The organism is Paenibacillus sp. 4624 (genome assembly GCF_050435065.1).
GTDB classification, from domain to species: Bacteria; Bacillota; Bacilli; order Paenibacillales; family Paenibacillaceae; genus Paenibacillus; species Paenibacillus amylolyticus_D.
Map to the genome: position 1 here is coordinate 192,699 of NZ_JBNDJR010000011.1, position 23,136 is coordinate 215,834.

The following is a 23,136-nucleotide window of genomic DNA, read 5'->3' on the forward strand; positions in this document are numbered from 1 at the left end:
CGCGGGTGGTCGTTCCGGGGGCGGGGCGTTCTTTCGATCGCTGGTTGTCCTCGGATGGTTTTGGAATTTCCCTTCAATGGAGAACATCCGATGACAAACGCGAACGCTCCGCTTCTCCAGAATCGCTCCCGCCCCTCCACTACGCGCTGCTCCTCAAGGAAGGGCTTCTAAAACGTGCTTTGGCTTTTCACGGGAGTATAGGGAAACAATCTGGTGGGAGCCGCGGGTGGGCGTTCCGGGGGCGGGGCGTTCTTTCGATCGCTGGTTGTCCTCGGATGGTTTTGGAATCCCCTTCATTGGGGAACATCCGATGACAAACGCGAACGCTCCGCTTCTCCAGAATCGCTCCCGCCCCTCCACTACTCGCTGCTCCTTAAAGAAGGGCTTCTAAAACGTGCTTTGGCTTTTCACGGGAGTATAGGGAAACAATCTGGTGGGAGCCGCGGGTGGTCGTTCCGGGGGCGGGGCGTTCTTTCGATCGCTGGTTGTCCTCGGATGGTTTTGGAATCCCCTTCATTGGGGAACATCCGATGACAAACGCGAACGCTCCGCTTCTCCAGAATCGCTCCCGCCCCTCCACTACGCGCTGCTCCTCAAGGAAGGGCTTCTAAAACGTGCTTTGGCTTTTCACGGGAGTATAGGGAAACAATCTGGTGGGAGCCGCGGGTGGGCGTTCCGGGGGCGGGGCGTTCTTTCGATCGCTGGTTGTCCTCGGATGGTTTTGGAATCCCCTTTAATGGGGAACATCCGATGACAAACGCGAACGCTCCGCTTCTCCAGAATCGCTCCCGCCCCTCCACTACGCGCTGCTCCTCAAGGAAGGGCTTCTAAAACGTGCTTTGGCTTTTCACGGGAGTATAGGGAAACAATCTGGTGGGAGCCGCGGGTGGTCGTTCCGGGGGCGGGGCGTTCTTTCGATCGCTGGTTGTCCTCGGATGGTTTTGGAATTTCCCTTCAATGGAGAACATCCGATGACAAACGCGAACGCTCCGCTTCTCCAGAATCGCTCCCGCCCCTCCACTACTCGCTGCTCCTTAAAGAAGGGCTTCTAAAACGTGCTTCGGCTTTTCACGGGAGTAAGAGAGGAAAGATTATGAAAGGCGCTCACCCTTAGGGACAGCGCCTTTTGACATTGAAGAGCGTTATTGCATTCTTATACTTATAGACTGGGTGCTTGGAGGAAGCCAAGGTTGGGCGTTCGGGGGGCGGGTTCAAATGATTCTGTTCGAAATTACATGAACACCATAACAACTATAAGAGATGCAAAAAGACTGAGGATAGCAATAACCGCTTGAATACAGCTAAACGATATATTTTCGATCAGAATCATGTGTTTTCTCTGTACAACATACGAAAATACAAATGCAGGAAAGATGATCGGAAGATATTGATGTAAATCCGCACCATTTGTACTTGGCAACATTGTGCCAAGATATCGGTTTGTCGTTTCGTTCACGATTAACCATGTATAGATCATCCCAATGATTACTGAAAAAAGAAACGGAGATATGAAACGAATCCCGCTTCCCGGCAGCACGGAACGACCAGGCTTGCCCTCTAGCAACTCATCATTAACCATCATCATTCTCCCCCTAATTCATCATTTGACGATTTTTTTCCTGAAATGCCCTAAAATTCAGCAAACCCGCCACAATGGCTAAGATGGTCAGTGCAGCTGCAAATAAATAGAGATTCACAATGCCAATGTATTCAGCAAGCCAGGCCATGCCTAACAGTGAAACGCAAAATACGAGATGCATCATTGAGGCTTGAGCAGATAGAACCTTGGGCAACATGCGATTAGACACACTACTCTGAATCAAAGTACGCCGGTTAATCATAGCAAGCTCAGCAAATGGCCCCATCAACATGACTAAAATCAACGCAACAAAAGGCTGTGAGTTTAACGCATAAACCGCAGTTAGTATTCCATACCCTGCCATCCCTATCATCATGACTGAAAAATAACGCTGTCCAATGATTCTGCCTAGGGCAAGCACCAGCAAACCACCACCAATGGTCCCAGCAAAATAAGCTGCATTGATAAAACCCCACCATTCTTCTCCTTGACCAAGTGCCACTTGTACAAAAGCCAACGTGAAGGCGCCTACCCAGATAGAGCCACCAAGCATGTCAATCATATCCATGAACGTAAGCACTCGCAGACGAGGTGTCTTCCATATCATTTTCCAGCCTTCCGTTAACGTATGCCATCTACCTCTGCCCAGATCAGGAGAAATATCTGCTGATGCATCCGCACGCTTCCCCGGTATCTCTCCATGAGTTGTCTCCTTGACGCCAAGTGTAAGCGCGGCTGCCAAGCCATAAATAACCGCTGTGAGTAACAAGGTTGAACTTGATCCAATTAATGCAACAATTACGCCGCTTAGGCCCCAACCTGCAAATTGAACAACTTGATCGCTGACGCTCATAAGTCCATTGGCTTTGAGTAAACCTTGCTCATGAGTTACCAATCGCGGAATTAGCGCATTACGAGCTGGCGTTGTCCATCCATCAAGAAAAGACATCACAAATATAAGCGAAAACACAAGTACCAATGAGGATTCTACGCTATTAAGCTGTATGTACACTGCCAGACAGATGAACAACAAAAACTGTCCGGTTTGTGAAAAAAAGAGTAGACTGGACAACTTAAAACGTTGAATGAATAGCGGTGCGACTAAACTACTCAACAACTGAGCCCCACTGCGGATCAATGGCAAAAGTGCCGCAGACACGAGCGAATTTGTACGATCCAGTACCATAACCGTAAGGGCCATAATATACAATACGTCCGCAGCATTGGCTGCTGTTTGGGTTGTCCACAGATAATAAAAAGCACGATTTAAATACGAGGACTTCATGAACATCTTTCTCCATTTCTATAGCATGCTGTGAAAAAGCATTAAGGGATACTCAGTTTTAGACATTATATGATCCGTAATCTGCAACATCACTTCGCGGTCGCGCAATTGTAGCACATCCGATTTGGACAGGTCTTCCGGTGTAATCCACCTCGCGTCTGCAATTTCTATAGCATCCGGTTGCAGAGAACCACCTATAATCTCACCGATAAAATGGAATAAAACGACCTGTTGCTGAAGACTGCTTATAAAATTGTAAATCCCTGTTGTAGCAGTGAGTCTAACATCATAACCCGTTTCTTCTCTCACTTCTCGATGTGCCGCATCCATTATATCTTCTCCGTACTCTACTCGGCCTGAGGGGTAATTCCAGGTATTTCGGACAGATGCTTTGTTCTCCTTAACAATTAGCACTTTCCCCTTATTTACAATAGAAACACTCACAACGAATACAATGCCCTGCTGCCCCATCAATCCTAACCTCCACCGCCGCACAAAATCATTCCCTATAATTAGAACATACGTTCCTTAATTTGTAAATAAAAGAATCATTCCAGTTGTCTTACAACTGGAAATTTGGTTTAAAAAAAACCTTCCTCATCCTTAAGGATGGAAAGGCTCATTATCAGGAAGACTAGATCGATTGTAATCTTTCAACCATTTTATGATATTACATATTTTCTGATATTACGTCGCTTTCTGTTCCTAGACTGACTTCGCCAGTTTTGCAGCACGCATGGAAGCAATAGCATAGACGACAAGCGCTATCCAAATGAAGGCGAAACCAACCAGCAGCACAGGGGAAACGGTTTCCTTAAACACAAATATGCTCAGAACCAACATAATCGTTGGACCGATGTATTGCACAAATCCGAGCGTGGACAGCGACATGCGGGCAGCTGCACGTGCAAAGAAGAGTAGCGGCAACGCGGTTACAACGCCGGAAAGCAACAATTCAAAAAACATTGGTGCTGGCAATGTCCAAGCCGTTGTTTTACCCACAATACCAAGATAAATCCAATAACCTAATGCAACAGGCAGGACAACCGCGGTCTCTGACAACAAACCTACTGACGCATCTTGCTTGATCTTTTTCTTCGCCAGACCATATAAACCAAAGGATGCAGCCAGTGAAATGGAGATCCACGGGAAACGTCCGTAGTCGATCGTAATAATCAGCACGGCAAGCGCTGCAATAGCAATGGCCAGCCATTGCCCCCGGTTCGGTTTCTCATGAAGGAAAACGACGGCAAGCAGCACATTTAGCAAAGGGTTCAAATAATAACCAAGGCTGGTCTCCACCACATGACCGTTGTTCACAGCCCAGATGAAAATCAGCCAGTTGATCGCAATCAACAATCCACTAGCCGTGAGCGACAGTAAAGTTGAGCGGCTGGTCCAGATTCGTTTTACATCACTCCAGCGGCGCTGGATAGCGACTAAAATCCCCATAAATACAAATGACCATACCACCCGATGCGACAAAATTTCGCCAGCCGGAACGTTGTTAAACAGCTTCCAATAAAGTGGGAGAATTCCCCACATGACATACGCAATAATGGCATTAATTAATCCGCTATTCATGAAACATACCTCTCTTTATGATCTCTGTCTGTGTCTCTATTTAATCTCTGATGTCTCAACGGATTATACGCCTCGTTCCTAACATAAGTAAAGAAATACTTATAAAAATACAATTTTGTAACAATATACATGGCAGTCTAAACACACTACTTCATCGAAGTACGATGCTTCTCTTCATAATAGCGTATAATAAGATAAAATCTTTCTCTATGGGGGCTATGACGATGTCACAAGATATCTGGTTTAACTTGCCGGTCAAAGATGTTGAGAGAGCAACTGCTTTTTTTGATACCTTAGGATTCCAAGCTATGAACGTTGGCAGCGAAAGAGCCATGATCTCCATTGGCCAAACGAAGATTATGCTTTTTCCGCACGCAACTTTTGAGAAATTCACTGGCACCTCTGTTGCGGATACTTCACATAGTGCAGAGATTATCATTTCCATTAGTGCCGAGAGCAGAGAAGCAGTCGACTCCTTTATTCAAAATGTAGAGCGTGCCGGAGGAAGCATCTTTGGCAAGCCAGGAGAAACAGACGGTTGGATGTACGGTGCAGGGTTTGCGGATCTAGATGGTCATCGCTGGAATCTGCTGTACATGGATGAGAGCAAGATGCCAAAGCGTCAATAATGAGCCCGACAATAGATAGCGTATAATAGATCATAAATGTATATCAACAAAAACGGACACTCGCTTATCCAGGCTTAGTGTCCGTTTGTTTTTAGTTTATCCTACAAGCATATGCAATTATTACTTTGCTTCGCCAACTACAGTAAAGCGTTCATTTTTATGTTGCGGGTTCTCAATCTCATCCACAAGCGCAATCGCGTAATCGGCATAGCTGATGTAGCTGTTTCCTTCACTGTTTACCAAAATCACATCGTTGCCAGACTGGTATTTTCCAGTACGTACGCCTTCCGGATTGAAGAATCCAGCCGGGCTAAGGAATGTCCATTGAATACCCGAAGAGGCTTGCAGGTCTTCAAGGTTCTTACCTTGGTTAGTAGCTGTTGCTTTGTATGCATCAGGGAATCCTGGGGAATCGACAACACGCAATGTTTTGGACTCGTCCGTGAACAAGCTTCCTGCACCACCGACAACAATCAGACGAGTGTTTGGAGCATCTTTCAAAATGTGTATAAGAGCTTGTCCTACTTCTACATGCAGGTTTTCTTTGCCCGCTGGCGCTCCAAACGCATTCACAACCACATCAAAGGCTTGTACATCTGAAGGAGTCAGATCAAATACATCTTTCTCCAATACATTCAGACTTTTGTCTTCTAATTTAGATGCATTACGCACAATCGCTGTTACTTCGTGCCCGCGGTCTGCCGCTTCTTTCAAAATAATACTTCCCGCTTTACCTGTTGCACCAATAATTGCAATTTTCATCGTCAATCTCTCCTTCGATCTCGGTTTGTTTACTATTATGTTAAGGTTGTTTTCCCAACTCATAATGTAACTATAAATGTTACAACTTATCTTGTCAATACGTTTTCTTTTATCTTTTAACCATACAACCACGAAATATGTGGAGCTGGAATGAAGCTCATCAGATAACAAAGGCTAAAGTTGATCATGGTACTAAAAATAAACAGATGAATATCCTCCCGCCAATATCCTTAATGCCATAGTAAGAAGCCTTGTTCATCAATAAACAAAGCTTCTTTATACCCAGACTTCCACACCATTCCGTCCGTTTTAAGAACATCTTTTATTGGGGCAAATACACATCACGTATTTATTGAAATACCTTGACCTCATTTTCAATTTTTCTTCTTCCCTTACTCTCTTTATTGTTCATACCCATGAACTTAAGCGCTCTTACGTCCCATTTTCCAAGAAGAGACCTGAATATACTCTACTGGAAAAGATGTCCCTGGGCTGTCACCAGTACTTGAAAACGTTGCTCCCGCAGGGGCTCCTGGTGTGATGACACCAGCATGATAAGTGCTCACCCCCATAGGGAATATATAGTTGCGGCCCCCGTTGTTATCCCAAGTACCGCTTCCGTTGTTGAAAACGGCCTCCAGTCCGGTGGCTGCACCTACATCAATTGTAATTTTGTTATACCCTGGCAAGTCTGATGCTGGGATTGGAACACCTGGTGGTGTCGTCCAAGTCCCTCCTGCCGGACGGTAATGAATGTTAGGCTGCGCGTATCCTTGCTTGTAGTAGAGCGTGACACTGTTGCTCTTTGGTGCAGCATCGGTCGTCACACGGATTTCCGCACTCTCTGCCGATTTGTTCTCCGCCGCATCATAAGCAACAACATGGTAAGCATGAGCTGTTGCAGCGTTCAATCCCGTATCCGTATACGCAGGTGTTGTGCTTATGCCAATGTTGACGCCATCCCTAAATACTTCGTATCCGGTTACACCTGTATTATCCGTTGACGGACTCCAAGCAAGGGATACACGATCGGAAGCTTTTGAGGTGACTGTCAGATTTGTGGGTACGCTAGGCGGAGCCGTATCTACTTGTGGCGCACCTTGAGTGATGACCCCTGCATTATAGGTGCTCCCCCCTAATGGGAACTGATAGTTCTTTCCACCGTTGTTGTCCCACGTACCGCTGCCATTGTTGAAAACCGCTTCAAGTCCGGCAGCTGTGCCTACATTCACTGTCATTTTCATGTATCCTGGCATTTCAGCTGCCGACATTTTTACACCCGGAGCCGTCGTCCAGGTTCCACCCGTCGGACGATAATGAATGTATGGATTGGTGTAACCCTGTTTGTAATAAATGGTGACCACATTGCCTTCTTTGGTCTTTACCGTGACTGACTCACTGGCTGCCGAGACATTTCCTGCCACATCGACCGCTTTGATGGTGTAAACATAATTGGTTGCAGGAGCGAGAGAAGAATCGGTATACGTCAGCTGGGTTGCTTCTCCAACCTTACTTCCATCACGATAGATATCGTATCTCGCAACTCCGTAATTATCCTGACTTGCTGCCCACTCCACAGTTACAGTGGATGAAGTAGACTCTTTAATCACAACGTTCGTCGGTGCTGTTGGTGGCTCAGTATCTGCAACGAGTGTCTGCACTTGTAAAGTTTGACTGGCAGCAGATATGTTATTGGCCTTATCTCTGGCTTTAATGCTGTACGTGTAGGTTTTGGCAGGTTCAAGTCCTGTATCTGTATACTCTGTCGTCTGGGAGCTGCCCACTTTGGTGCCATTCCGATAGATATCATATCCATCGACACCAACATTGTCCGTAGCTGCTGTCCATTGAAGAGTGACACTACGATCCGTTACACGCGTGGATTTCACCTCGGTTGGAGCGGAAGGCGGCGTCTGATCCACCATCAGGAACGGGTGTGTGCCCTGAATCGTTCCGTTTGAGTCTTCCACGATTTTACCGGAAGCATCCTTTTTGTATTTTCCCGTACCTACATATACCGTCTGAATCTCACTGCGAGTTATATTGCCGTTACCGTCTTCAGCCTCGATATAATAGTCAACCAGTTGATCCCTGAAATCGTTGAAATAGGTATAATACATATCCCCGATTTCTTGAGCCGGTACACGTTTAAACATATCCGTACTGCTTGGTTGCCAAGCCACCCCATTGATGTCAGGCTTCAAATCACGCTTGGTCATCGGATATTCCTGCCAAGGGCTCACTTTTGCAGGATCAATGTTGGATACACCCTTGGCTTTGAGCGCCGCTGGATCATATACACGGAAAGTATTATCCTTCTCATCCGCCTGTTTATCCCGATGAGTCCGTACTTTCACTTTGATATCACGAATCCCGCTCACATCATAAGCGTAGGTGTAGATGCCAAACGTATTGTCAAAATAATGAAGCGTCCATCCCTCTGCCTTACTGATATTGGAACTCCCTGGGTTATATGGATAACGCTGAGGCCACCAGACTGATGGGCCTGTGCGATCCTTAGCCAGCTGGCCGTTAACATATGGCTTGGAGAAAAACAGAGACTGATTAAATGACAGTGTCGGCTTCACACCGTCATCCACATTTTCATCATAGTACCCAAAACCGGAATCCAGCGCAGGCAAAAGGAAATACCAACTCAGCTCTGCCGGGTTCGCCCCGCCCTTATAATTGTTTGCCGGATCTCCCTTGACTGGGTAAGCCATCATCCATGGATTCAGCTGATTGCCTTCATAGGTGATCTCCCGATCCAGTGCTGTAGAAGGTTTCCAATGATTCGGGTTGGCATCCAGCCACATTTGTTCGGCTGTCTTTGCATAATTGAGCGCTGCCTGTTCCAAGGCAAAGTTACGCTCCAGATAGTGATAACCGTATTCAAAGGATACCGTCATGCCTTCCTGAACCCCTTCCAGATTCTTTTTGGGCTCTAGATTAAGGCCGGTAGCCTTGTTGAACGCATCGAACTGTCCTTTCCAGATGCCAAAAGGAAGACGCCAGTGATACCATGTCGGATCGGAAGAGGAGTCACGCGTATCGATCCACGAGCCATCCTGCACATGTACCACATCGTCGGCTTTTGGCGTATTCGTACGCAAGTACTCATTGATGCTCTCTCCTTTTACCCCGGGTTGTGCATAAGTCACATTGCCTGCATTGCGCCAAGTATCCTCGGAACCTGCACGGCCAGAAGAGTTATCCCCATCATGCGCAATAACAAAAAACTGCTTCTGATCCACTAGCCCCTCAAACGGTTTGAGTGCCTCTGCCTTCACCGAACCTTGGTAGCCTTCTTCCCATGATTCTGCCTGAGCTACAGGGATACCAACAATTTTCTTCTCAGCCCCGGTCTCGGGATTCACATGCCGCACCCAGTGCGGTGTAGAAGCGAATGGGTATTTGTTGTACACGACCTGTTTTTCATTGAACATCGGTGCAGACACCCATGAACCAACACTACTTGTGTTTTGCAGATCGGCTCGATTTGGTGGAGATACCATCGTATCCTTGCCTGGATCGTTCAACAACGGATAGTCCTTGAGGGTACGCGAAAAGTGATTGTTGCCAATCACAGACCACTCAATGCCGAGTTGATCCAGCACGGGAATAATGCGTTCCGAGAAGCCAAGCTCGGTCGGGAAGAAGCCTTTGGAAGATTTGAAGCTGTCCCCCAGGAAAAAGGGTTGAGCCATGACTGCATTTTGGTATATCAAGTCCTTGAGCAAATATTCGTTGCCCGCAAGTGGCCCCATAGAGTGGTGCCCGGAAAAATGAACAAGGTCCATCGTCCGTTCTCCATGGGTCGTTTTCAGATTGTTGTACGCATTCTTCCAGGGAACACCCCAAGCTTTGTTATTGTAACCGTTTACATTATTGGTATACATAAAGCTGTCCACATTGTTTAGGAGGGAGCCTGACATTGTTACCTGCATGCCGGCGGCTGGATGGTTATTTTTGAGATCGCCTGCCACTTGCCATGGCCAACTGAGATAGGCTCCGGTTTTTGCATGATGCGTGTAATAAGCGACCAGATCATCATGTGGCATTGGTGCACCACCAGGCAGAAAATACGGATAACCTGCTGGGGGATTCTTTTTCAGTTCAATGACTTGCCCGTCATAGGTGTATCGGATGGGTGATCCTACAGGTGTGGAAGCATACTTGGACGTATCGTAGTAAGCCCAGAAATTCGGCATATGGTTATGGTACACATGGGAAGCGGAGATTTCAGCATAAGCTGCTGTGGTGTGTGTGGAAACAACGATGGATAATGCCAACAGGAATGCGCCTAGCCTGCGCACAAGCTTCATGTTTTTCCTCCCTTATTTGTTGCCCCTGTGGGGACCATGAATTTGAATTCATTTGAAAGTCATTAGAACCTTGCTAACGAATCTTTTGTTTGAACTAGAAAATGAATCTGCTATGGCGCCTCCTCTCTCCTGTAATCCTGTGATTCTTCGATTCTCTGATGGAAAATCTCCGTGCCATCTAAGCAAGATGACACCTTCTGAACAAACGTTTGCATATTCAGGAAATGAATAACCTCATATACACCAACGATTATTGGGTATAACAACGGGATATACGTTGATGATCAGCTTAATTTTTGCAAACGTTTGCACAAAATAATATACCTACACATGGAACAAAATGTCAATATCGAAAATACGTAATCAATGCCCCCACTTCAGACTGCCCTAGAGTACTTATCAAACTACACGAAGCACAAAAAAGCACACTTCCAGCGAAACCTCTTCGCCGAAAATGTGCTTTGTCGTTGTATCTTTTTTGAAAGCTTTAATGATTGGACACGCTCAACCCCATACTGTATTGCAGATTAGCAATCTTTATCGGGTACGCCCGCTTCTTCGCGTGTACGGAAGGATGAACCGCAGCCGCAAGTGGCTACCGCGTTCGGGTTGTGAATGGTGAAGCCGCCGGACATGCCGGATTCTTCAAAATCAATTTCGAGCCCATTCAAATATTTCACATTTTCTTTCTCCACAACGACTTTCATGTCATGAATGTCCATATATATATCCTCATCGGACTCTTTATCGTCAAAGCCCATGGCGTACGAAAATCCGGTACAACCGCCCGGTGCTACGCCAAGACGCAGGAACATTCCAGGGGTCTCTTGCTGTGCAAGCATCTCTTTCAATCGGTCTGCAGCCGTTTCGCTGATATTAATCATGCCAGGTCACTCTCCTTTTCATCACTCTTCTTTAAATTATACTCCACCCCGTCAAGTGGCTCAAGTCATGTTTGCCCGCTTCCGCGATCCCCCTAAACTCCTTTTTCTTCCCAGTGTATTGAACCCCTGCGGCACGAGGTTTATAATGGATAGGTGGTCACTCTGAAAATGTCAATATTTTGTCATGAGATATTCGGATGACGGTCATATATGGAGTTGTAATTTTTTTCACATTTCGAGACTGGTTCTCAGTCCCCAATGCATATAGAGTCACTTTGACTCCTTTTGAAAAAATAAACTTTTCGATTGCAGCACACGCTGCACCGGGTAATAAGAGTTAGTCTTTCACAGGAAGGCGGCAGTTGACCGCATCTTTGCTATGTAGTTCTGTTTATTGGTTCAACACACCACAACTCGAATTCCGGTAAAGAACAGGAGGAAACAGCATGTCTACATTGGTAACACCGTTCACCGACAAAAGAATGGCTGAAATCGTTGAGAAAGTGCAGAACGGCGTAAGGCTGAGCGTAGAAGACGGCGTATATCTGTATCAAACAGATGATCTGCTGACTTTGGGCCAGCTGGCCAATGAGGCCAATCTGCGGAAGAACGGCAAGAAAGTCTATTTTATTGAGAACATGAGCCTTTATTTCACCAACGTATGCGAAGCTCGCTGCGCATTTTGTAATTTCCGTAAAGACCAGGGTGAGGAAGGCTCTTATACGTTATCCGGTCCGGAAATGATCGACTATGTGGAACAGCATATTCATCCAGGCGTGCGTGAGTTCCATATCGTAGGTGGACATAACAACCATGTTCCTTTTCAATATTATGTCGATTCCCTGCGTGCTTTAAACGAAAAATATCCGGATGTTACGCTGAAAGCTTACACGGCGGCAGAGATTGATTTCTTTACTCGCATCAGCGGCCTGAGCATCAAGGAAGTATTGCAAGAGCTGCAAAAAGCTGGCCTGAAGTCCTTGACGGGCGGCGGTGCAGAAATTTTGTCCGATGAATATCGCAAAAAAATGCGTGTAGATAAAGCGAATGTCGATCGCTATCTCGAAGTACACCGCACGGCTCATAACCTGGGCATGCGTACACACACGACAATGCTCTATGGTTCTATTGAGTCCTATGAGGATCGCGTGAACCACATGGCACAGATTCGTGAACTTCAAGACGAAACCAACGGATTTATGGTGTTCATTCCACTGTCCATGCAGCCAAAAAGCAAATCCGCAAGCATTATGCGCCGCAACTCGGCGTATGAAGACCTCAAAACGATTGCGATCAGTCGTTTGATGCTGGATAACATTCAGCACGTGAAAGCTTATTTCATTAACATCGGCCCACAACTGACTCAGGTTGCGCTGAGCTTCGGTGCATCGGACGTGCATGGCACAATTGTCCGTGAAAAAATCAGCCACGCTGCAGGCGCACTGACACCTGAAGGTTTGACTCGTAAAGAGCTGATCTGGCTTGTCAAAGGTGCAGGCCGCATTCCTGTAGAGCGCGATACATTCTACAACGAAATTCAAGTTTACGAATAGATCTGATCGATTTCCTTCGATCTAGGCCAAACGTTACAGCAACAGAAGCATCACTCATCAAAGAACGATACTTTCTCTTCAATCAGGGGGACGTTTTATCTGAGTGGTGCTTCACTGTGACCTCATATTTTAAATTTTTATTTTCCCATTCTTGATTATTCAAATTATCTTCAAACTAAAACAACACACGGAGCAGCTATGTGAAGGCATAGCTGCTCCGCAGGTTACAGCCCCATAACATGGGACTGATGCAGAAAGGAAGCCGAGTCATGAAAAATTTCGTCATTCTTGGAGGCGGCTATGGCGGCCTCACGATCATCAAGGAACTTTTGGAAGGCAAAATTCCGGCAGACACCCAGATTGTACTGGTGGACCGGAGTCCTTTTCAAGGATTAAAGACTGAATATTACGCACTCGCAGCAGGAACGGTATCGGATTACGACCTGCGTATCCATTTTCCAGTAAATGAGAAAGTGACACACCGTTTCGGTGAAGTGACTGCCATTAATCTGGAGCAGCGTCAGATTGAATTCGAAGGTCAGGAACCGCTTGAATATGACAAGCTGGTCATTGGACTAGGTTGTACGGATCGTTTTCACAATACACCTGGTGCCGAAGAATACAGCTGTACCATCCAAAGCTTCAGCAAAACACGCGAGACGTATCTGCGTCTGAATGAAGTTAAAGCTTATGGTCATGTTCACATTGTGGGCGGTGGCCTCAGTGGTGTTGAAATGGCTGCCGAATTACGCGAAAGCAGACCCGACCTGAATATCAGCATTCTGGATCGTGGTGAACGTGTATTATCCGCATTCCCTCAACGTCTCTCCTCTTATGTTCACGAATGGTTTGGAGAACATCAGGTTGAAGCACGAGGACATATCGCCATTTCTCGGGTGGAACCAAACGCAATTTACAACCGCGATGAACAGATCCGGACCGATGCTGTCGTATGGACGGCAGGCATTCAACCGGTAAAAGTGGTTCAAGACCTCAATGTAACGAAAGACCCGCAAGGTCGTGTCGTATTAAACGAGTACTATCAAATTCCGGAGTATACCGACGTTTACGTGGTAGGTGACTGTGCCAGTATACCTTATGCACCCAGTGGTCAGGCTGCGGAGGTTCAGGGTGAACAGATCGCTCATATTCAGCATGCCCTCTGGAAAGGCGAAAAGCCCAATCCACAACCCCTGAAGCTTCGCGGCACACTGGGCGCACTCGGCAAAAAGGCTGGATTTGGGCTCATGGGCAAAACGTCCATGATGGGACGTGTGCCTCGTATTTTAAAAAGCGGCGTGCTCTGGATGTCCAAACGCCATCTCGGTTAATTGAGGTTAGTCGAGATCCAGCGCGTCCCAAGCATCCGCTTCAGCTATTTTGGCTAGAATGGCGTTATATAGATCTTCTACTTTTTCCGTGGTGACAACTTCACCATTGACCAAGGCAAAAGGAGTCATATAACATTGACCGCAATTGGTCAGACAGCCGTATTCGATCACGTCATAATCCGGATTTTCATCCAGTTGATCCATGACTTCATCCGTGCCAAAATGCATATTGTTAGCACAAAATTCAATAATTGGTCTCATTTCAGTTCACCTGCTTTGTTTGACCATTTTAATTTATGGTCATTTGTAATATAATATAGGGAGGAAAGGAGTTGAACAATATGAGCGAAAACGCACAAAGCACCATGTATGATGAGGTATCTGATGTGCTTGATAAACTTCGTCCGTTCCTGCAACGCGATGGCGGTGACGTGGAACTGGTCGACGTGGAGGACGGCATCATTAAGCTGAAACTGGTCGGTGCCTGCGGCAGTTGCCCAAGCTCCACCATTACCTTAAAAGCCGGGATTGAACGCGCCCTTCTTGAAGAAGTTGAGGGTGTACAAGAAGTCGTACAAGTATTCTAATCAATCCTTCACGAAATAAACCTCAGAGAGCCTTTCGCTTCGCAAGAAGCGAGAGGCTCTTTTTTGTAATTCAATCAAATTGTAGGCCGGATCGGATCAAGCCCTCCAGATACATCCATAATGTTGCCTGTTATAAAATCCGAATGATCCAGACACAGGTACGTGATCACTCGCGCAATATCTTCTCCACTGCCAGGCCGCCCTCTCGGCGTCTCCTTATCAATTATCCCTGCAATGTCATCAATCGTTTTCTCTTTGTTCGCACCACGAATATCTCCGGGACATACCATGTTCACCGTAATCCCATAAGGCGCTTCTTCCACGGCAAGAGTTTTCGTAAATGAAACCAGACCTACCTTGGCAGCAGCATAGACTGCACGATGAGGCCAGGATCTTGCTTCACCCGCGTGACTGAAGCCAAAATGAATAATACGTCCCCACTGCTTGCGACGCATTTCTGGCAAAACAAGCTGATCCAGAATCATCGGCCCGAGCAGGTTGCCCTGCACTAACATCTGCACTTCTGCTTCTGAATAATCTGCGAACACCCGACGCTCTCTTACAAATGGGCCTGCGTTATTCACCAGAATATCAATATGCCCCAGCTGCGTTTGTACCGTATCAACGAGCGCATGAATCTCTTCTACTTTCGATATATCCGCCTGAACGGCAATGCAGCGTACGCCTTTGGCGGTAATCTGCGCTTGCAACAACTCAGCTTCTGATTTGCTGTGAACATAATTAAGGGCAATGTGACATCCCTGATCTGCCAGACTGAGGGCTGTCATTTTACCAAGACCTTTGGCACTTCCCGTTATGAGGGCAATCTTTCCCTTCACGTTCATCCCCCTCTTCAAAGAGCAGTCACTCATTAAGTATAAAAGATTTAGCCTTCCCTCACAACTTGCATGTGCTCACAATCTGTTCCAGTTATTTAAACAATACAAATAAGTCCTGATTATCCAAATTTATCTTGATTACCTTACATACCTATGATAATGTCTTACAGTCGTTTCTTATCTATAAAAGAACGCCATTATCATTTTCGAAAGGATCGTGTTCAATGAAGAAATGGTTCAAATCTGCTTCATTTAGGTTCACAATGGCATGGGTTCTAATGTATTCTATACTATCCGCAAGCAGCCTACCCGTCTTCGCTGAAAATGAGAACATCACCTCATCTAATGAATACGAATGGGTGGATGGCCCGAATACCGTATCTCTCGATGGTAAAGCCTCACTTGTGCTTCCAGCAAACTACTCATTTCTAGGTAAAACGGATACACAACGCTCCATGCTGGAACTTGGTAATCAGCCGAACGGGAATGAGATCGGAAGCATGTACAGTAACGATCCCAACGGTTCATGGTCTGTCATATTTGAATACGTACAAAGCGGGCACATTCATGACGATGACGAAAATCAATTGGATGCTCACGAGTTATTAAGTAACTATATGCGTTGGGAAGTTGAACATAACCGTAATGCAACAGAAGGAAATGAGCTTCATGTAACGGGGTGGGAGGTTATACCTGATTATAATGCTTCCAGTCATCAACTGATTTATGCACTTGGATTCAAAGACAGTTACGAACAAGCCTTGGTCAATTATAATGTTAATCTTTTAACACGCGAGGGCTATATCACGGCGATTCTTGTAACCGAAAAAGCGAATTTGGAGCAAAGTCGTGAGGAATTCCTTTTACCGCTGAAGACGAAGGAATTTGGACATTTTTGAAACATAGGTGGTATTGGGGGCTGGTTGGTTTGATATTGTTATTTAGCTGGGTCAGATACCAACAAAAAAGAGATGCATTACATCAAGAGGAAACACAGTATCCGGTGACCCGAGAATATAATTATGAAGAATACGAGCAGCAGCATGCGGCGGAACAGAATGAATTAACGTACTACCGCTCATCTGATACACATTCAAAAACAGACAATACTTAATAATAAATTCAAGTTAACCAACCAAGTTTACCAGCAATGAGGAAAGGCCGCGCTCTCACCATTCGAGAGCCGCGGCCTGTGTTGTAATACAAATCAGCAATACCTACGCTGATCTCTTAGAGTACCTTAAAATGCAGGTTCAACTGCACCTTGGTAACGTTCTTTGATGAATTTTTTCACCGTTTCGGAGTGAAGAGCTTCTGCCAGTTTTTTGATCGCATCTGCATCTTTGTTATCTTCACGGGACACGAGAATGTTCGCATATGGATTGCCTTGCAGATCTTCGATCAACAACGCATCTTTTGCTGGATTGAGGTTTGCTTCCAGGGCATAGTTTGCATTGATAAATACCAGATCGGCTTCGTCTAATTGACGAGGCATCATGGCTGCATCCAGTTCGATGATCTCCAGGTTTTTCGGATTTGCGGTAATGTCCTGTTTAGTGGAGGCGATGTTTGTGTTGTCTTTAAGTGTAATCAGACCTTTTTTCGCGAGCAACAAGAGGGCACGTCCACCATTAGATGGGTCGTTCGGGATAGCAACTTTAGCGCCATCTTTCAGCTCATCCAACGATTTAATTTTTTTGGAGTAACCGCCAAAAGGTTCAACGTGAACTGGAGTCACAGCAACGAGGTTAAAACCGCGCTCTTTGTTCTCTGTATCAAGGTAAGGCTGATGCTGGAAGAAGTTTGCATCCAGTTTGCCATCTGCCAGCTGTTGGTTAGGCTGTACGTAGTCGTTAAACGTCACCACTTGCAAACGAATGCCTTGCGCTTCCAATTCGGGTTTGATGCTCTCCAGAATTTCTGCATGTGGTGTAGGTGAAGCGCCGACTTTCAATTCAACAGTACGTGGAGCGCCTGCTGCGTTATCCGCACCACTGTCGGACTTCTTATTGTTGCCACAAGCTGCGAGCACGGCAATCATCATCAAGCTGAGTAGAATAATAGACCACTTTTTCATCTGTAAAACCCCTTCACATTTTTATTTTTCCATCTATCTGTTATTTCCGGGTGAAATAAATGACCAGACGATCGCCAATCATCTGCAGAAGCTGAACCAAAATAATCATGGATACAACAGAAATAATCATGATCTCATTCTGATATCGGTAGTATCCATAGTTAATTGCCAGTGTACCCAGACCTCCACCACCAACCATACCCGCCATGGCCGTATAAGAGACCAACGTCACAATGGTAATCGTAATTCCGGCAAGCAAGCCAGGTAAAGCCTCAGGTAACAACACCCTTCTAACAATCTGTCCTGTGGATGCTCCCATTGCCTGTGCCGCTTCAATAACACCGCGATCGACTTCACGCAATGTATTTTCAACAAGACGTGCAAAATACGGAGCAGCCGAGATCACAAGCGGTGGAATGACACCAAGCACACCTGTAGCTGTACCCACCAGCGTGCGTGTAAACGGAATAAGAGCAACAATTAAGATGATGAAAGGTACCGAACGTAAAATATTAACAAGAATAGATAATATGATATAAGTTATTTTTGAACCAGATGATGCCGAGCGGCCTGTCATAAACAGAATGACACCAAGCGGCAAACCCAAGAGAACAGTAAACAAACCGGATGCAGCTAAAATTTGTAATGTTTCAATCGAAGCTGTACCAACCTCTTCCCAGCGTACTTTGGAAAAATCCATTATCGGAGCACCTCCACATCAAGTCCTTCTGCGGTTAGTTCAGACAAGGTCTGCTCGATCGCAGCGGAGTCACCTTCAAAACGCACCGTCAGTTGACCATAAGGAACCTGTTTGATTGTAGAGATCGTACCTTGCAGAATGGCGAAATCCACACCTGTTTTGCGAACCGTTCTCGACAGAATCGATTCATAGGTTTTATTTCCAAGAAATGAAACCTTCACCAACTTGGAAGAAACACCTGCTGCCAACTCCGTTCCGGCGTTCGCCATAACCGTTTCCTCCAGTGCCAGTCCACCTTCGCTGTCCCGTGAGACAAAATCCCGTGTGATCGCATGCTGCGGTTTCATGAATACTTCCGTCACTGGCCCTTGTTCCACAATGCCACCTTGATGAATAACGGCAACCCGATCACAGATGTTCTGAATGACATGCATCTCGTGGGTAATCAGCACAATGGTCAGATTATACTTTTCGTTAATATCCAACAATAGCTTCAGAATCGAATTGGTGGTTTGCGGATCAAGCGCCGAGGTTGCCTCATCACATAGAAGAACACTCGGATCACTTGCCAGAGCTCTCGCTATCCCTACCCGCTGCTTCTGTCCGCCAGACAGCTGTGCCGGATATTTGTTACTATGCTGCTCCAACCCAACCAGATCAAGCATTTCCTTCACTTTGCGATCAATCGCGTCTTTAGGTGTATTCACCAGTTTTAACGGGAAAGCAACATTGTCATACACCGTTGCCGAAGATAGCAGATTGAAATGCTGAAAGATCATACCGATCTTGCGTCGTTGCTGCTGTAGTTCGCTTTTGCTAAGTTCGGTGAGGTTAATACCATCAACCCATACCTCACCCTCCGTTGGGCGCTCAAGTAAATTAATACATCGAATCAATGTACTTTTCCCTGCACCCGAGTGACCAATCACGCCGAAAATTTCACCCTTCTGAATAGTCAGATTAAGGTTCGCCAACGCTGTCGTTGTTTTGGCACGTCTGCCATATGTTTTGGTTAATCCAACCAGTTCAATCAATAGTACTGCTCCTTCCCCATCACCTACATATATCTTTACCCGAAGGAAGGGAAAACTCCCCGTTTTACGCAAAAAAAGAGCCCTTTGCAGATACAAAGATGGCTCTTCACGTGAAATGACCTTCTCATCTGCCAAAATCATGTGCAACATGATTCTGTAGGAATTAGCACCTAACATCAACAATGAAAACATTTATGCCATCATCGTTGATCGGTTGCCGGGCTTCATCGGGCCTGTCCCTCCGCCACTCTCGATAAGAGAAATATAAAGTTGTAGGATTATATAGTTTCATGTAGTTCATCATGTATAATGGCCGAACTGCATCAAATGCTGTATTAAAGACACGATCCCATGTAAGTTTCGATCTGGAACTCAGTATAATCAAAGTATTCCGATTTGTCAAATGGTATTATTTCAAAATCATTGATACGGCTAGCGTTTCAAAATCTGTTTACGCCAGATTCGATTGATGTATCGATAGGCCATATGCAGTGTTTCACAGACCATATCCACACCCTGTTGCATCTCCAGAAGATGCTGATCCAGATCCTCCAGCTTCACTTTGCCACGCAGCGTCTGATGTAACTGCCACAAATCATCCTGCATTTCCGAATTCATGTAATGAATCTCCATATTACGCCGCTTCCGCAATTTGCTCATCGGTTCTCGGTACGCTTCCTTGATTTTAATTAATTGTTGTGCCAACTCATGATGATCCCGATAATATTCGAATTGCCTCAGAACGGTATAATAGGAGAAATGCACTTTTGTTTTGGATGTATTTAGTTGGAAAATTTCATTCAAAACCGTACCTAATTTGTCCAGTATCGCGAAACACCGAATAAAGGCATCTTTATAAAAATAAACGTACCGGGCGTACTCGGCTTTCTCACCAGAACTCATATCGCGTGTCGAGCCTGCAACTACTTTTTTACGAAAATGTGCGGCGGCAAAATAACTCTGCTCCAGTTCATCCAACGAAGAGATTAGTCCCTGTGTCCATATATACAACTTCCGATAATCATGGTTTGGATCATGATCCACATACATTTGTTTTTCAAAAGACTCCAGTGTAAACGCCATGGTATCCATGGCTTCCTTCAGCTTCCCTTGATTCACTCGTGGCTTTTCCCCCAGTAACGTACGTAGCATAGAAGGCCTCCTCTTTCCACTGATCATGCAAAATAGATATGTTTTTCACAGCTGTTGAACAGCTGAAAATGAACCAAGCCTATGTGTCATTCCGTTAATCAAGACAACTTGATTTAGGTTGCCCTGCTACCCCTAACATCAAACAAAAGTCCACCTCTCCAATGATCTACATCACCGGATGGTGGACTTTCCAACATGGCCCAGCGCAGCTTGCAGGACAATGCACTAAACTTTCTTTGTAAATACCAAATTCATAAGCTGTTTAGAAACGGTTCACCGGGCGGTGCAGCTTGTACACGAGGAAGCTCATATAGGTCAAGACACCAAACAGTATAGCGATATCCAACATATGTGCCAGCGCCACAAACATGTAAACTTCTGGGCGATTGATCGTCCACATCATGAACATACCGATAACCACTTGCAACAGAATCAAAACGACGGATAACACACCGAGTGTCCGCAATTCACGGTTATCCGGGTGTTTACGATAAGCAAAGTGTCCCAAGATCGCAATCACGATCACGAGTGACACAGCTGCCAGACGATGGGCAAAGGCCACAGCTACACCGCCAGAGAGTTCAGGCACAATCTGCCCGTTACAGAGCGGGAATCCGGAACAACCGCCGGCTGAATTCGTGTGGCTTACAAATGCCCCTGTATACACTACTAGATACGTATAGATCGTTGAGAACCAAACCAGGTTGCGGAACCCCTTACTAACGCGCGGATACTGGTTCAAACGTTCCAAACCGCCATATCTCGCCTCCTGCCTGATCCCGAGAGCCATCATCAATGAGCTGGCAAAAGCAATGAGTGCAAACCCAAAGTGTAGCGCCATGACCGCGGAAGATTGCGAGAACACAACGGCAAAAGCACCCATAATTCCCTGAATAATAACAAATAAAAGGGTTAGAAAGGAGAATAATTGCAAATCACGACGCTGCTTGCCAAAGCGTAAGAAGGCAACAAAGGATGCGATCGACAGTAGTCCTGCCAGTGCACTGACAGCACGGTGGGAGTACTCAATCAGGGAGGCAACCGTGTGAGCCGGCACAAGCTTTCCGTTACATAAAGGCCATTCTGTTCCACAGCCAAGGCCTGATTCTGTTTTAGTTACGATCCCGCCGCCGAAGGTAGCCAGGAACATGACGAGACAGGTTAATACGGTTAACCATTTAAACAATGTTAAGTGCTTCAATTTTTTCTCACCCGCTGTTGTTTTAAGATGGCGAAGAAAGTTCTTCGCTTGATAATCATGCTGATTCATTATTGGTACTCGTGTTCTTTTGTTTCTTTGAACGATGTAATGGCCTTGCCTGACGCTTTCTTTCCATAAGAATGCTCGTTACAGCACTTGTTTTGTACTTTGACACTAATTTCACAACTAAATTCATTATAACGGATAAAAGCATCATTGACGCCGCGCTTTGTGACAAAATGTTAACGTCTGTTAAAAAATTGACCAGCAGGTCATTATATTTATATTTTCAAATCTAATTATGTAATCCATTACCAGCCTCGTTAGCCTGACACTCCTCATTTATTATTTATTATTTTCATTTGTAATTTATCAGTTTCATTTGTCATTCATCAATTTCAAATCATTAACTACCCCAACTTTGGATTCTAACGATCACCACGAAGCTTATTTTGCAGCAAACGCTGCTTTTCAGAACCTAACGATCACCAGGGAGCTTATTTCTTAGAAACACGGCAATAAATGCTGCAAATAAGCCTTTTAGCTCTGAATAGCGTCTCTGGTGATCGTTAGGTTTTTTTATGGGTTAAATTCGAACAAATAACGTTTCTGGTGATCGTTAGAGCATGAGTTACCTTGCAGTGTCTGTGAAAAGGACGTGAGCTGATATATAGCATATCACCAGCACCGCAACATTGACGCAGCAATCTCCCCGCTCCATCTTAAGCCTTAAACTACTCAAGCAAAATAAAAACAAGGCAGTCTAAGCCAAAATGTGGCTCAACCGACAGCCTTGTGTTTGCATACTTAGTCTACATTCTCCCCTGTCTTGGGGTAATTTATTCCTGCTGTGTTTGAACGGTAAGATACGGGGTAGTTTATTCCTGCGGTACTATGCGTTACTTTGCGTTACTTTGCGGTACTTTGCGGTACTATGCGTTACGGTACTTTGCTCACCCTTAATGCTCCTGTATGTGCTCCAGTACCTTACAGACTTGCATACATGCAAGAATTCGTTCTTCACGATGTAAATTAAAGTATAACGATTGTTCTGTCAGTTGGGACGGTTTAGGCACTCCGGCACTCCGACATTTCGTCGCTTCACAGCTCCGTCTCTTCGCAACAAAGCTCACCTAAGCCTTACTTGTGAATGGTGTTATACACCTCAACCGCACGATCCAAAAACTGCTCAATCTCTTCTCTCGACTTGCGCAACTTGTTCACATAACGTACCAGTTCACGTCCATCCGTGTAGGCTACAAAACTTGGAATACCCAAAATATTTTGCTCCTGACTTACTGTGCCCACTTGTTCAACGTCCACTTCAATCAAGGTCAAGTCACGTGAATACTTCGTTTCCACCTCAGGCATAAACGGATCGATGTATTTGCAATCCCCGCACCAGTCTGCCTTAAACACAGCCACTGTCAAACGCGGAGATTGAATCGCCACATCAAATTCCGGCTTGGATGTAATCTGTTCCATTGTCACATCTCCCTTTCTGTACCTTGTCTCCCTCTAAGTGAAGCAAATTGGTGATTGGAAGTCAAATGTTCAGCGCATACTTAGAATAACCACAAGTCCTGGCATATCAAACACAGATATTCATGAAAG

At 45.6% G+C, this 23,136-nt stretch carries 21 protein-coding genes and 1 riboswitch; of the genes, 6 read left to right on the plus strand and 15 right to left on the minus strand.

Annotated features, from left to right (window positions below; all coding sequences use genetic code 11):
* Positions 1 to 5: 5 nt before the first annotated feature.
* Positions 6 to 314 (plus strand): hypothetical protein, encoded by a 309-nt coding sequence (locus tag ABIE27_RS23600; protein ID WP_429351656.1) that lies wholly within the window; start codon positions 6 to 8, stop codon positions 312 to 314.
* A 917-nt stretch (positions 315 to 1,231) separates the two neighbouring features.
* On the opposite strand, the gene ABIE27_RS23605 is transcribed toward ABIE27_RS23600, so the two are convergent.
* From ABIE27_RS23605 to rarD, 4 genes are all read right to left on the minus strand, one after another.
* The gene (locus tag ABIE27_RS23605; RefSeq protein ID WP_429351657.1) at positions 1,232 to 1,582 is read right to left on the minus strand and encodes a hypothetical protein; all 351 of its coding nucleotides are present in this window, start codon (positions 1,580 to 1,582) and stop codon (positions 1,232 to 1,234) included.
* A gap of 10 nt (positions 1,583 to 1,592) precedes the next feature.
* Positions 1,593 to 2,864, minus strand: a complete 1,272-nt coding sequence (locus ABIE27_RS23610; protein ID WP_429351658.1) for an MFS transporter — start codon at positions 2,862 to 2,864, stop codon at positions 1,593 to 1,595.
* Positions 2,865 to 2,882: 18 nt separating this feature from the next.
* Positions 2,883 to 3,335, minus strand: a complete 453-nt coding sequence (locus tag ABIE27_RS23615; RefSeq protein ID WP_123064695.1) for an NUDIX hydrolase — start codon at positions 3,333 to 3,335, stop codon at positions 2,883 to 2,885.
* Between the two features lie 234 nt (positions 3,336 to 3,569).
* On the minus strand, positions 3,570 to 4,448 hold the full coding sequence (gene rarD, locus ABIE27_RS23620; protein WP_123064696.1) for an EamA family transporter RarD: 879 nt from the start codon (positions 4,446 to 4,448) through the stop codon (positions 3,570 to 3,572).
* A gap of 224 nt (positions 4,449 to 4,672) precedes the next feature.
* On the opposite strand from rarD, the gene ABIE27_RS23625 reads away from it, so the two are divergent.
* On the plus strand, positions 4,673 to 5,077 hold the full coding sequence (locus ABIE27_RS23625; RefSeq protein ID WP_123064697.1) for a VOC family protein: 405 nt from the start codon (positions 4,673 to 4,675) through the stop codon (positions 5,075 to 5,077).
* 120 nt (positions 5,078 to 5,197) lie between these two features.
* Here the strand turns inward: ABIE27_RS23625 and ABIE27_RS23630 are convergent, their stop codons facing one another.
* The 3 genes from ABIE27_RS23630 to ABIE27_RS23640 all read right to left on the minus strand — a co-directional run bounded on the left by ABIE27_RS23630 (position 5,198) and on the right by ABIE27_RS23640 (position 11,048).
* Positions 5,198 to 5,839: an NAD(P)-dependent oxidoreductase gene (locus ABIE27_RS23630; RefSeq protein ID WP_123064698.1), complete on the minus strand. Its 642-nt coding sequence runs from the start codon at positions 5,837 to 5,839 to the stop codon at positions 5,198 to 5,200.
* Positions 5,840 to 6,261: 422 nt separating this feature from the next.
* On the minus strand, positions 6,262 to 10,164 hold the full coding sequence (locus ABIE27_RS23635) for a carbohydrate binding domain-containing protein (RefSeq protein ID WP_429351659.1): 3,903 nt from the start codon (positions 10,162 to 10,164) through the stop codon (positions 6,262 to 6,264).
* Positions 10,165 to 10,691: 527 nt separating this feature from the next.
* Positions 10,692 to 11,048, minus strand: a complete 357-nt coding sequence (locus ABIE27_RS23640; protein ID WP_123064700.1) for a HesB/IscA family protein — start codon at positions 11,046 to 11,048, stop codon at positions 10,692 to 10,694.
* A 446-nt stretch (positions 11,049 to 11,494) separates the two neighbouring features.
* On the opposite strand from ABIE27_RS23640, the gene mqnE reads away from it, so the two are divergent.
* Both mqnE and ABIE27_RS23650 read left to right on the plus strand, forming a co-directional pair.
* Positions 11,495 to 12,601 (plus strand): aminofutalosine synthase MqnE, encoded by a 1,107-nt coding sequence (gene mqnE, locus ABIE27_RS23645; protein ID WP_111269507.1) that lies wholly within the window; start codon positions 11,495 to 11,497, stop codon positions 12,599 to 12,601.
* Between the two features lie 269 nt (positions 12,602 to 12,870).
* A complete protein-coding gene (locus ABIE27_RS23650; protein ID WP_429351660.1) occupies positions 12,871 to 13,932 on the plus strand; it encodes an NAD(P)/FAD-dependent oxidoreductase in 1,062 nt (353 codons plus the stop codon).
* A gap of 6 nt (positions 13,933 to 13,938) precedes the next feature.
* On the opposite strand, the gene ABIE27_RS23655 is transcribed toward ABIE27_RS23650, so the two are convergent.
* Positions 13,939 to 14,193 carry a YuzB family protein gene (locus tag ABIE27_RS23655; protein WP_123064702.1) on the minus strand — a complete coding sequence of 85 codons (255 nt, stop codon included), beginning with the start codon at positions 14,191 to 14,193 and terminating at the stop codon, positions 13,939 to 13,941.
* An 80-nt stretch (positions 14,194 to 14,273) separates the two neighbouring features.
* Here ABIE27_RS23655 and ABIE27_RS23660 point away from each other — a divergent pair, with 80 nt between their 5' ends.
* Positions 14,274 to 14,519, plus strand: a complete 246-nt coding sequence (locus ABIE27_RS23660) for a NifU family protein (protein ID WP_053783253.1) — start codon at positions 14,274 to 14,276, stop codon at positions 14,517 to 14,519.
* 74 nt (positions 14,520 to 14,593) lie between these two features.
* On the opposite strand, the gene ABIE27_RS23665 is transcribed toward ABIE27_RS23660, so the two are convergent.
* Entirely contained in the window at positions 14,594 to 15,358 is a 765-nt protein-coding gene (locus tag ABIE27_RS23665; RefSeq protein ID WP_123064703.1) for an SDR family oxidoreductase, read from the minus strand.
* A 263-nt stretch (positions 15,359 to 15,621) separates the two neighbouring features.
* On the opposite strand from ABIE27_RS23665, the gene ABIE27_RS23670 reads away from it, so the two are divergent.
* Positions 15,622 to 16,257 carry a DUF2167 domain-containing protein gene (locus ABIE27_RS23670; protein ID WP_429351661.1) on the plus strand — a complete coding sequence of 212 codons (636 nt, stop codon included), beginning with the start codon at positions 15,622 to 15,624 and terminating at the stop codon, positions 16,255 to 16,257.
* Between the two features lie 341 nt (positions 16,258 to 16,598).
* On the opposite strand, the gene ABIE27_RS23675 is transcribed toward ABIE27_RS23670, so the two are convergent.
* The 6 genes from ABIE27_RS23675 to ABIE27_RS23700 all read right to left on the minus strand — a co-directional run bounded on the left by ABIE27_RS23675 (position 16,599) and on the right by ABIE27_RS23700 (position 23,007).
* Positions 16,599 to 17,435, minus strand: coding sequence for a MetQ/NlpA family ABC transporter substrate-binding protein (locus ABIE27_RS23675; RefSeq protein WP_123064705.1), 837 nt, complete (start codon positions 17,433 to 17,435; stop codon positions 16,599 to 16,601).
* A gap of 40 nt (positions 17,436 to 17,475) precedes the next feature.
* Entirely contained in the window at positions 17,476 to 18,135 is a 660-nt protein-coding gene (locus ABIE27_RS23680) for a methionine ABC transporter permease (protein WP_429351662.1), read from the minus strand.
* Positions 18,135 to 19,169, minus strand: a complete 1,035-nt coding sequence (locus tag ABIE27_RS23685) for a methionine ABC transporter ATP-binding protein (RefSeq protein WP_429351663.1) — start codon at positions 19,167 to 19,169, stop codon at positions 18,135 to 18,137. Before ABIE27_RS23685 ends, ABIE27_RS23680 begins: the two co-directional genes overlap by 1 nt.
* A gap of 121 nt (positions 19,170 to 19,290) precedes the next feature.
* A riboswitch (SAM riboswitch) is annotated at positions 19,291 to 19,429 on the minus strand.
* Positions 19,430 to 19,601: 172 nt separating this feature from the next.
* Positions 19,602 to 20,321 (minus strand): Cthe_2314 family HEPN domain-containing protein, encoded by a 720-nt coding sequence (locus tag ABIE27_RS23690; protein WP_429351664.1) that lies wholly within the window; start codon positions 20,319 to 20,321, stop codon positions 19,602 to 19,604.
* Positions 20,322 to 20,583: 262 nt separating this feature from the next.
* Positions 20,584 to 21,471, minus strand: coding sequence for a COX15/CtaA family protein (locus tag ABIE27_RS23695; protein ID WP_240036880.1), 888 nt, complete (start codon positions 21,469 to 21,471; stop codon positions 20,584 to 20,586).
* A 1,191-nt stretch (positions 21,472 to 22,662) separates the two neighbouring features.
* A complete protein-coding gene (locus ABIE27_RS23700; RefSeq protein ID WP_429351665.1) occupies positions 22,663 to 23,007 on the minus strand; it encodes a thioredoxin family protein in 345 nt (114 codons plus the stop codon).
* Between the last annotated feature and the right edge of the window lie 129 nt (positions 23,008 to 23,136).

Excerpts from the sequence above, each read along its gene's own strand:
- ABIE27_RS23605 (WP_429351657.1), bottom strand. The coding sequence starts at position 1,582 with ATGATGGTTAATGATGAGTTGCTAGAGGGCAAGCCTGGTCGTTCCGTG.
- ABIE27_RS23610 (WP_429351658.1), bottom strand. The coding sequence starts at position 2,864 with ATGAAGTCCTCGTATTTAAATCGTGCTTTTTATTATCTGTGGACAACC.
- ABIE27_RS23615 (WP_123064695.1), bottom strand. The coding sequence starts at position 3,335 with ATGGGGCAGCAGGGCATTGTATTCGTTGTGAGTGTTTCTATTGTAAAT.
- rarD (WP_123064696.1), bottom strand. The coding sequence starts at position 4,448 with ATGAATAGCGGATTAATTAATGCCATTATTGCGTATGTCATGTGGGGA.
- ABIE27_RS23625 (WP_123064697.1), top strand. The coding sequence starts at position 4,673 with ATGTCACAAGATATCTGGTTTAACTTGCCGGTCAAAGATGTTGAGAGA.
- ABIE27_RS23630 (WP_123064698.1), bottom strand. The coding sequence starts at position 5,839 with ATGAAAATTGCAATTATTGGTGCAACAGGTAAAGCGGGAAGTATTATT.
- ABIE27_RS23635 (WP_429351659.1), bottom strand. The coding sequence starts at position 10,164 with ATGAAGCTTGTGCGCAGGCTAGGCGCATTCCTGTTGGCATTATCCATC.
- ABIE27_RS23640 (WP_123064700.1), bottom strand. The coding sequence starts at position 11,048 with ATGATTAATATCAGCGAAACGGCTGCAGACCGATTGAAAGAGATGCTT.
- mqnE (WP_111269507.1), top strand. The coding sequence starts at position 11,495 with ATGTCTACATTGGTAACACCGTTCACCGACAAAAGAATGGCTGAAATC.
- ABIE27_RS23650 (WP_429351660.1), top strand. The coding sequence starts at position 12,871 with ATGAAAAATTTCGTCATTCTTGGAGGCGGCTATGGCGGCCTCACGATC.
- ABIE27_RS23655 (WP_123064702.1), bottom strand. The coding sequence starts at position 14,193 with ATGAGACCAATTATTGAATTTTGTGCTAACAATATGCATTTTGGCACG.
- ABIE27_RS23660 (WP_053783253.1), top strand. The coding sequence starts at position 14,274 with ATGAGCGAAAACGCACAAAGCACCATGTATGATGAGGTATCTGATGTG.
- ABIE27_RS23670 (WP_429351661.1), top strand. The coding sequence starts at position 15,622 with ATGGCATGGGTTCTAATGTATTCTATACTATCCGCAAGCAGCCTACCC.
- ABIE27_RS23675 (WP_123064705.1), bottom strand. The coding sequence starts at position 17,435 with ATGAAAAAGTGGTCTATTATTCTACTCAGCTTGATGATGATTGCCGTG.
- ABIE27_RS23680 (WP_429351662.1), bottom strand. The coding sequence starts at position 18,135 with ATGGATTTTTCCAAAGTACGCTGGGAAGAGGTTGGTACAGCTTCGATT.
- ABIE27_RS23690 (WP_429351664.1), bottom strand. The coding sequence starts at position 20,321 with ATGCTACGTACGTTACTGGGGGAAAAGCCACGAGTGAATCAAGGGAAG.
- ABIE27_RS23695 (WP_240036880.1), bottom strand. The coding sequence starts at position 21,471 with ATGTTCCTGGCTACCTTCGGCGGCGGGATCGTAACTAAAACAGAATCA.
- ABIE27_RS23700 (WP_429351665.1), bottom strand. The coding sequence starts at position 23,007 with ATGGAACAGATTACATCCAAGCCGGAATTTGATGTGGCGATTCAATCT.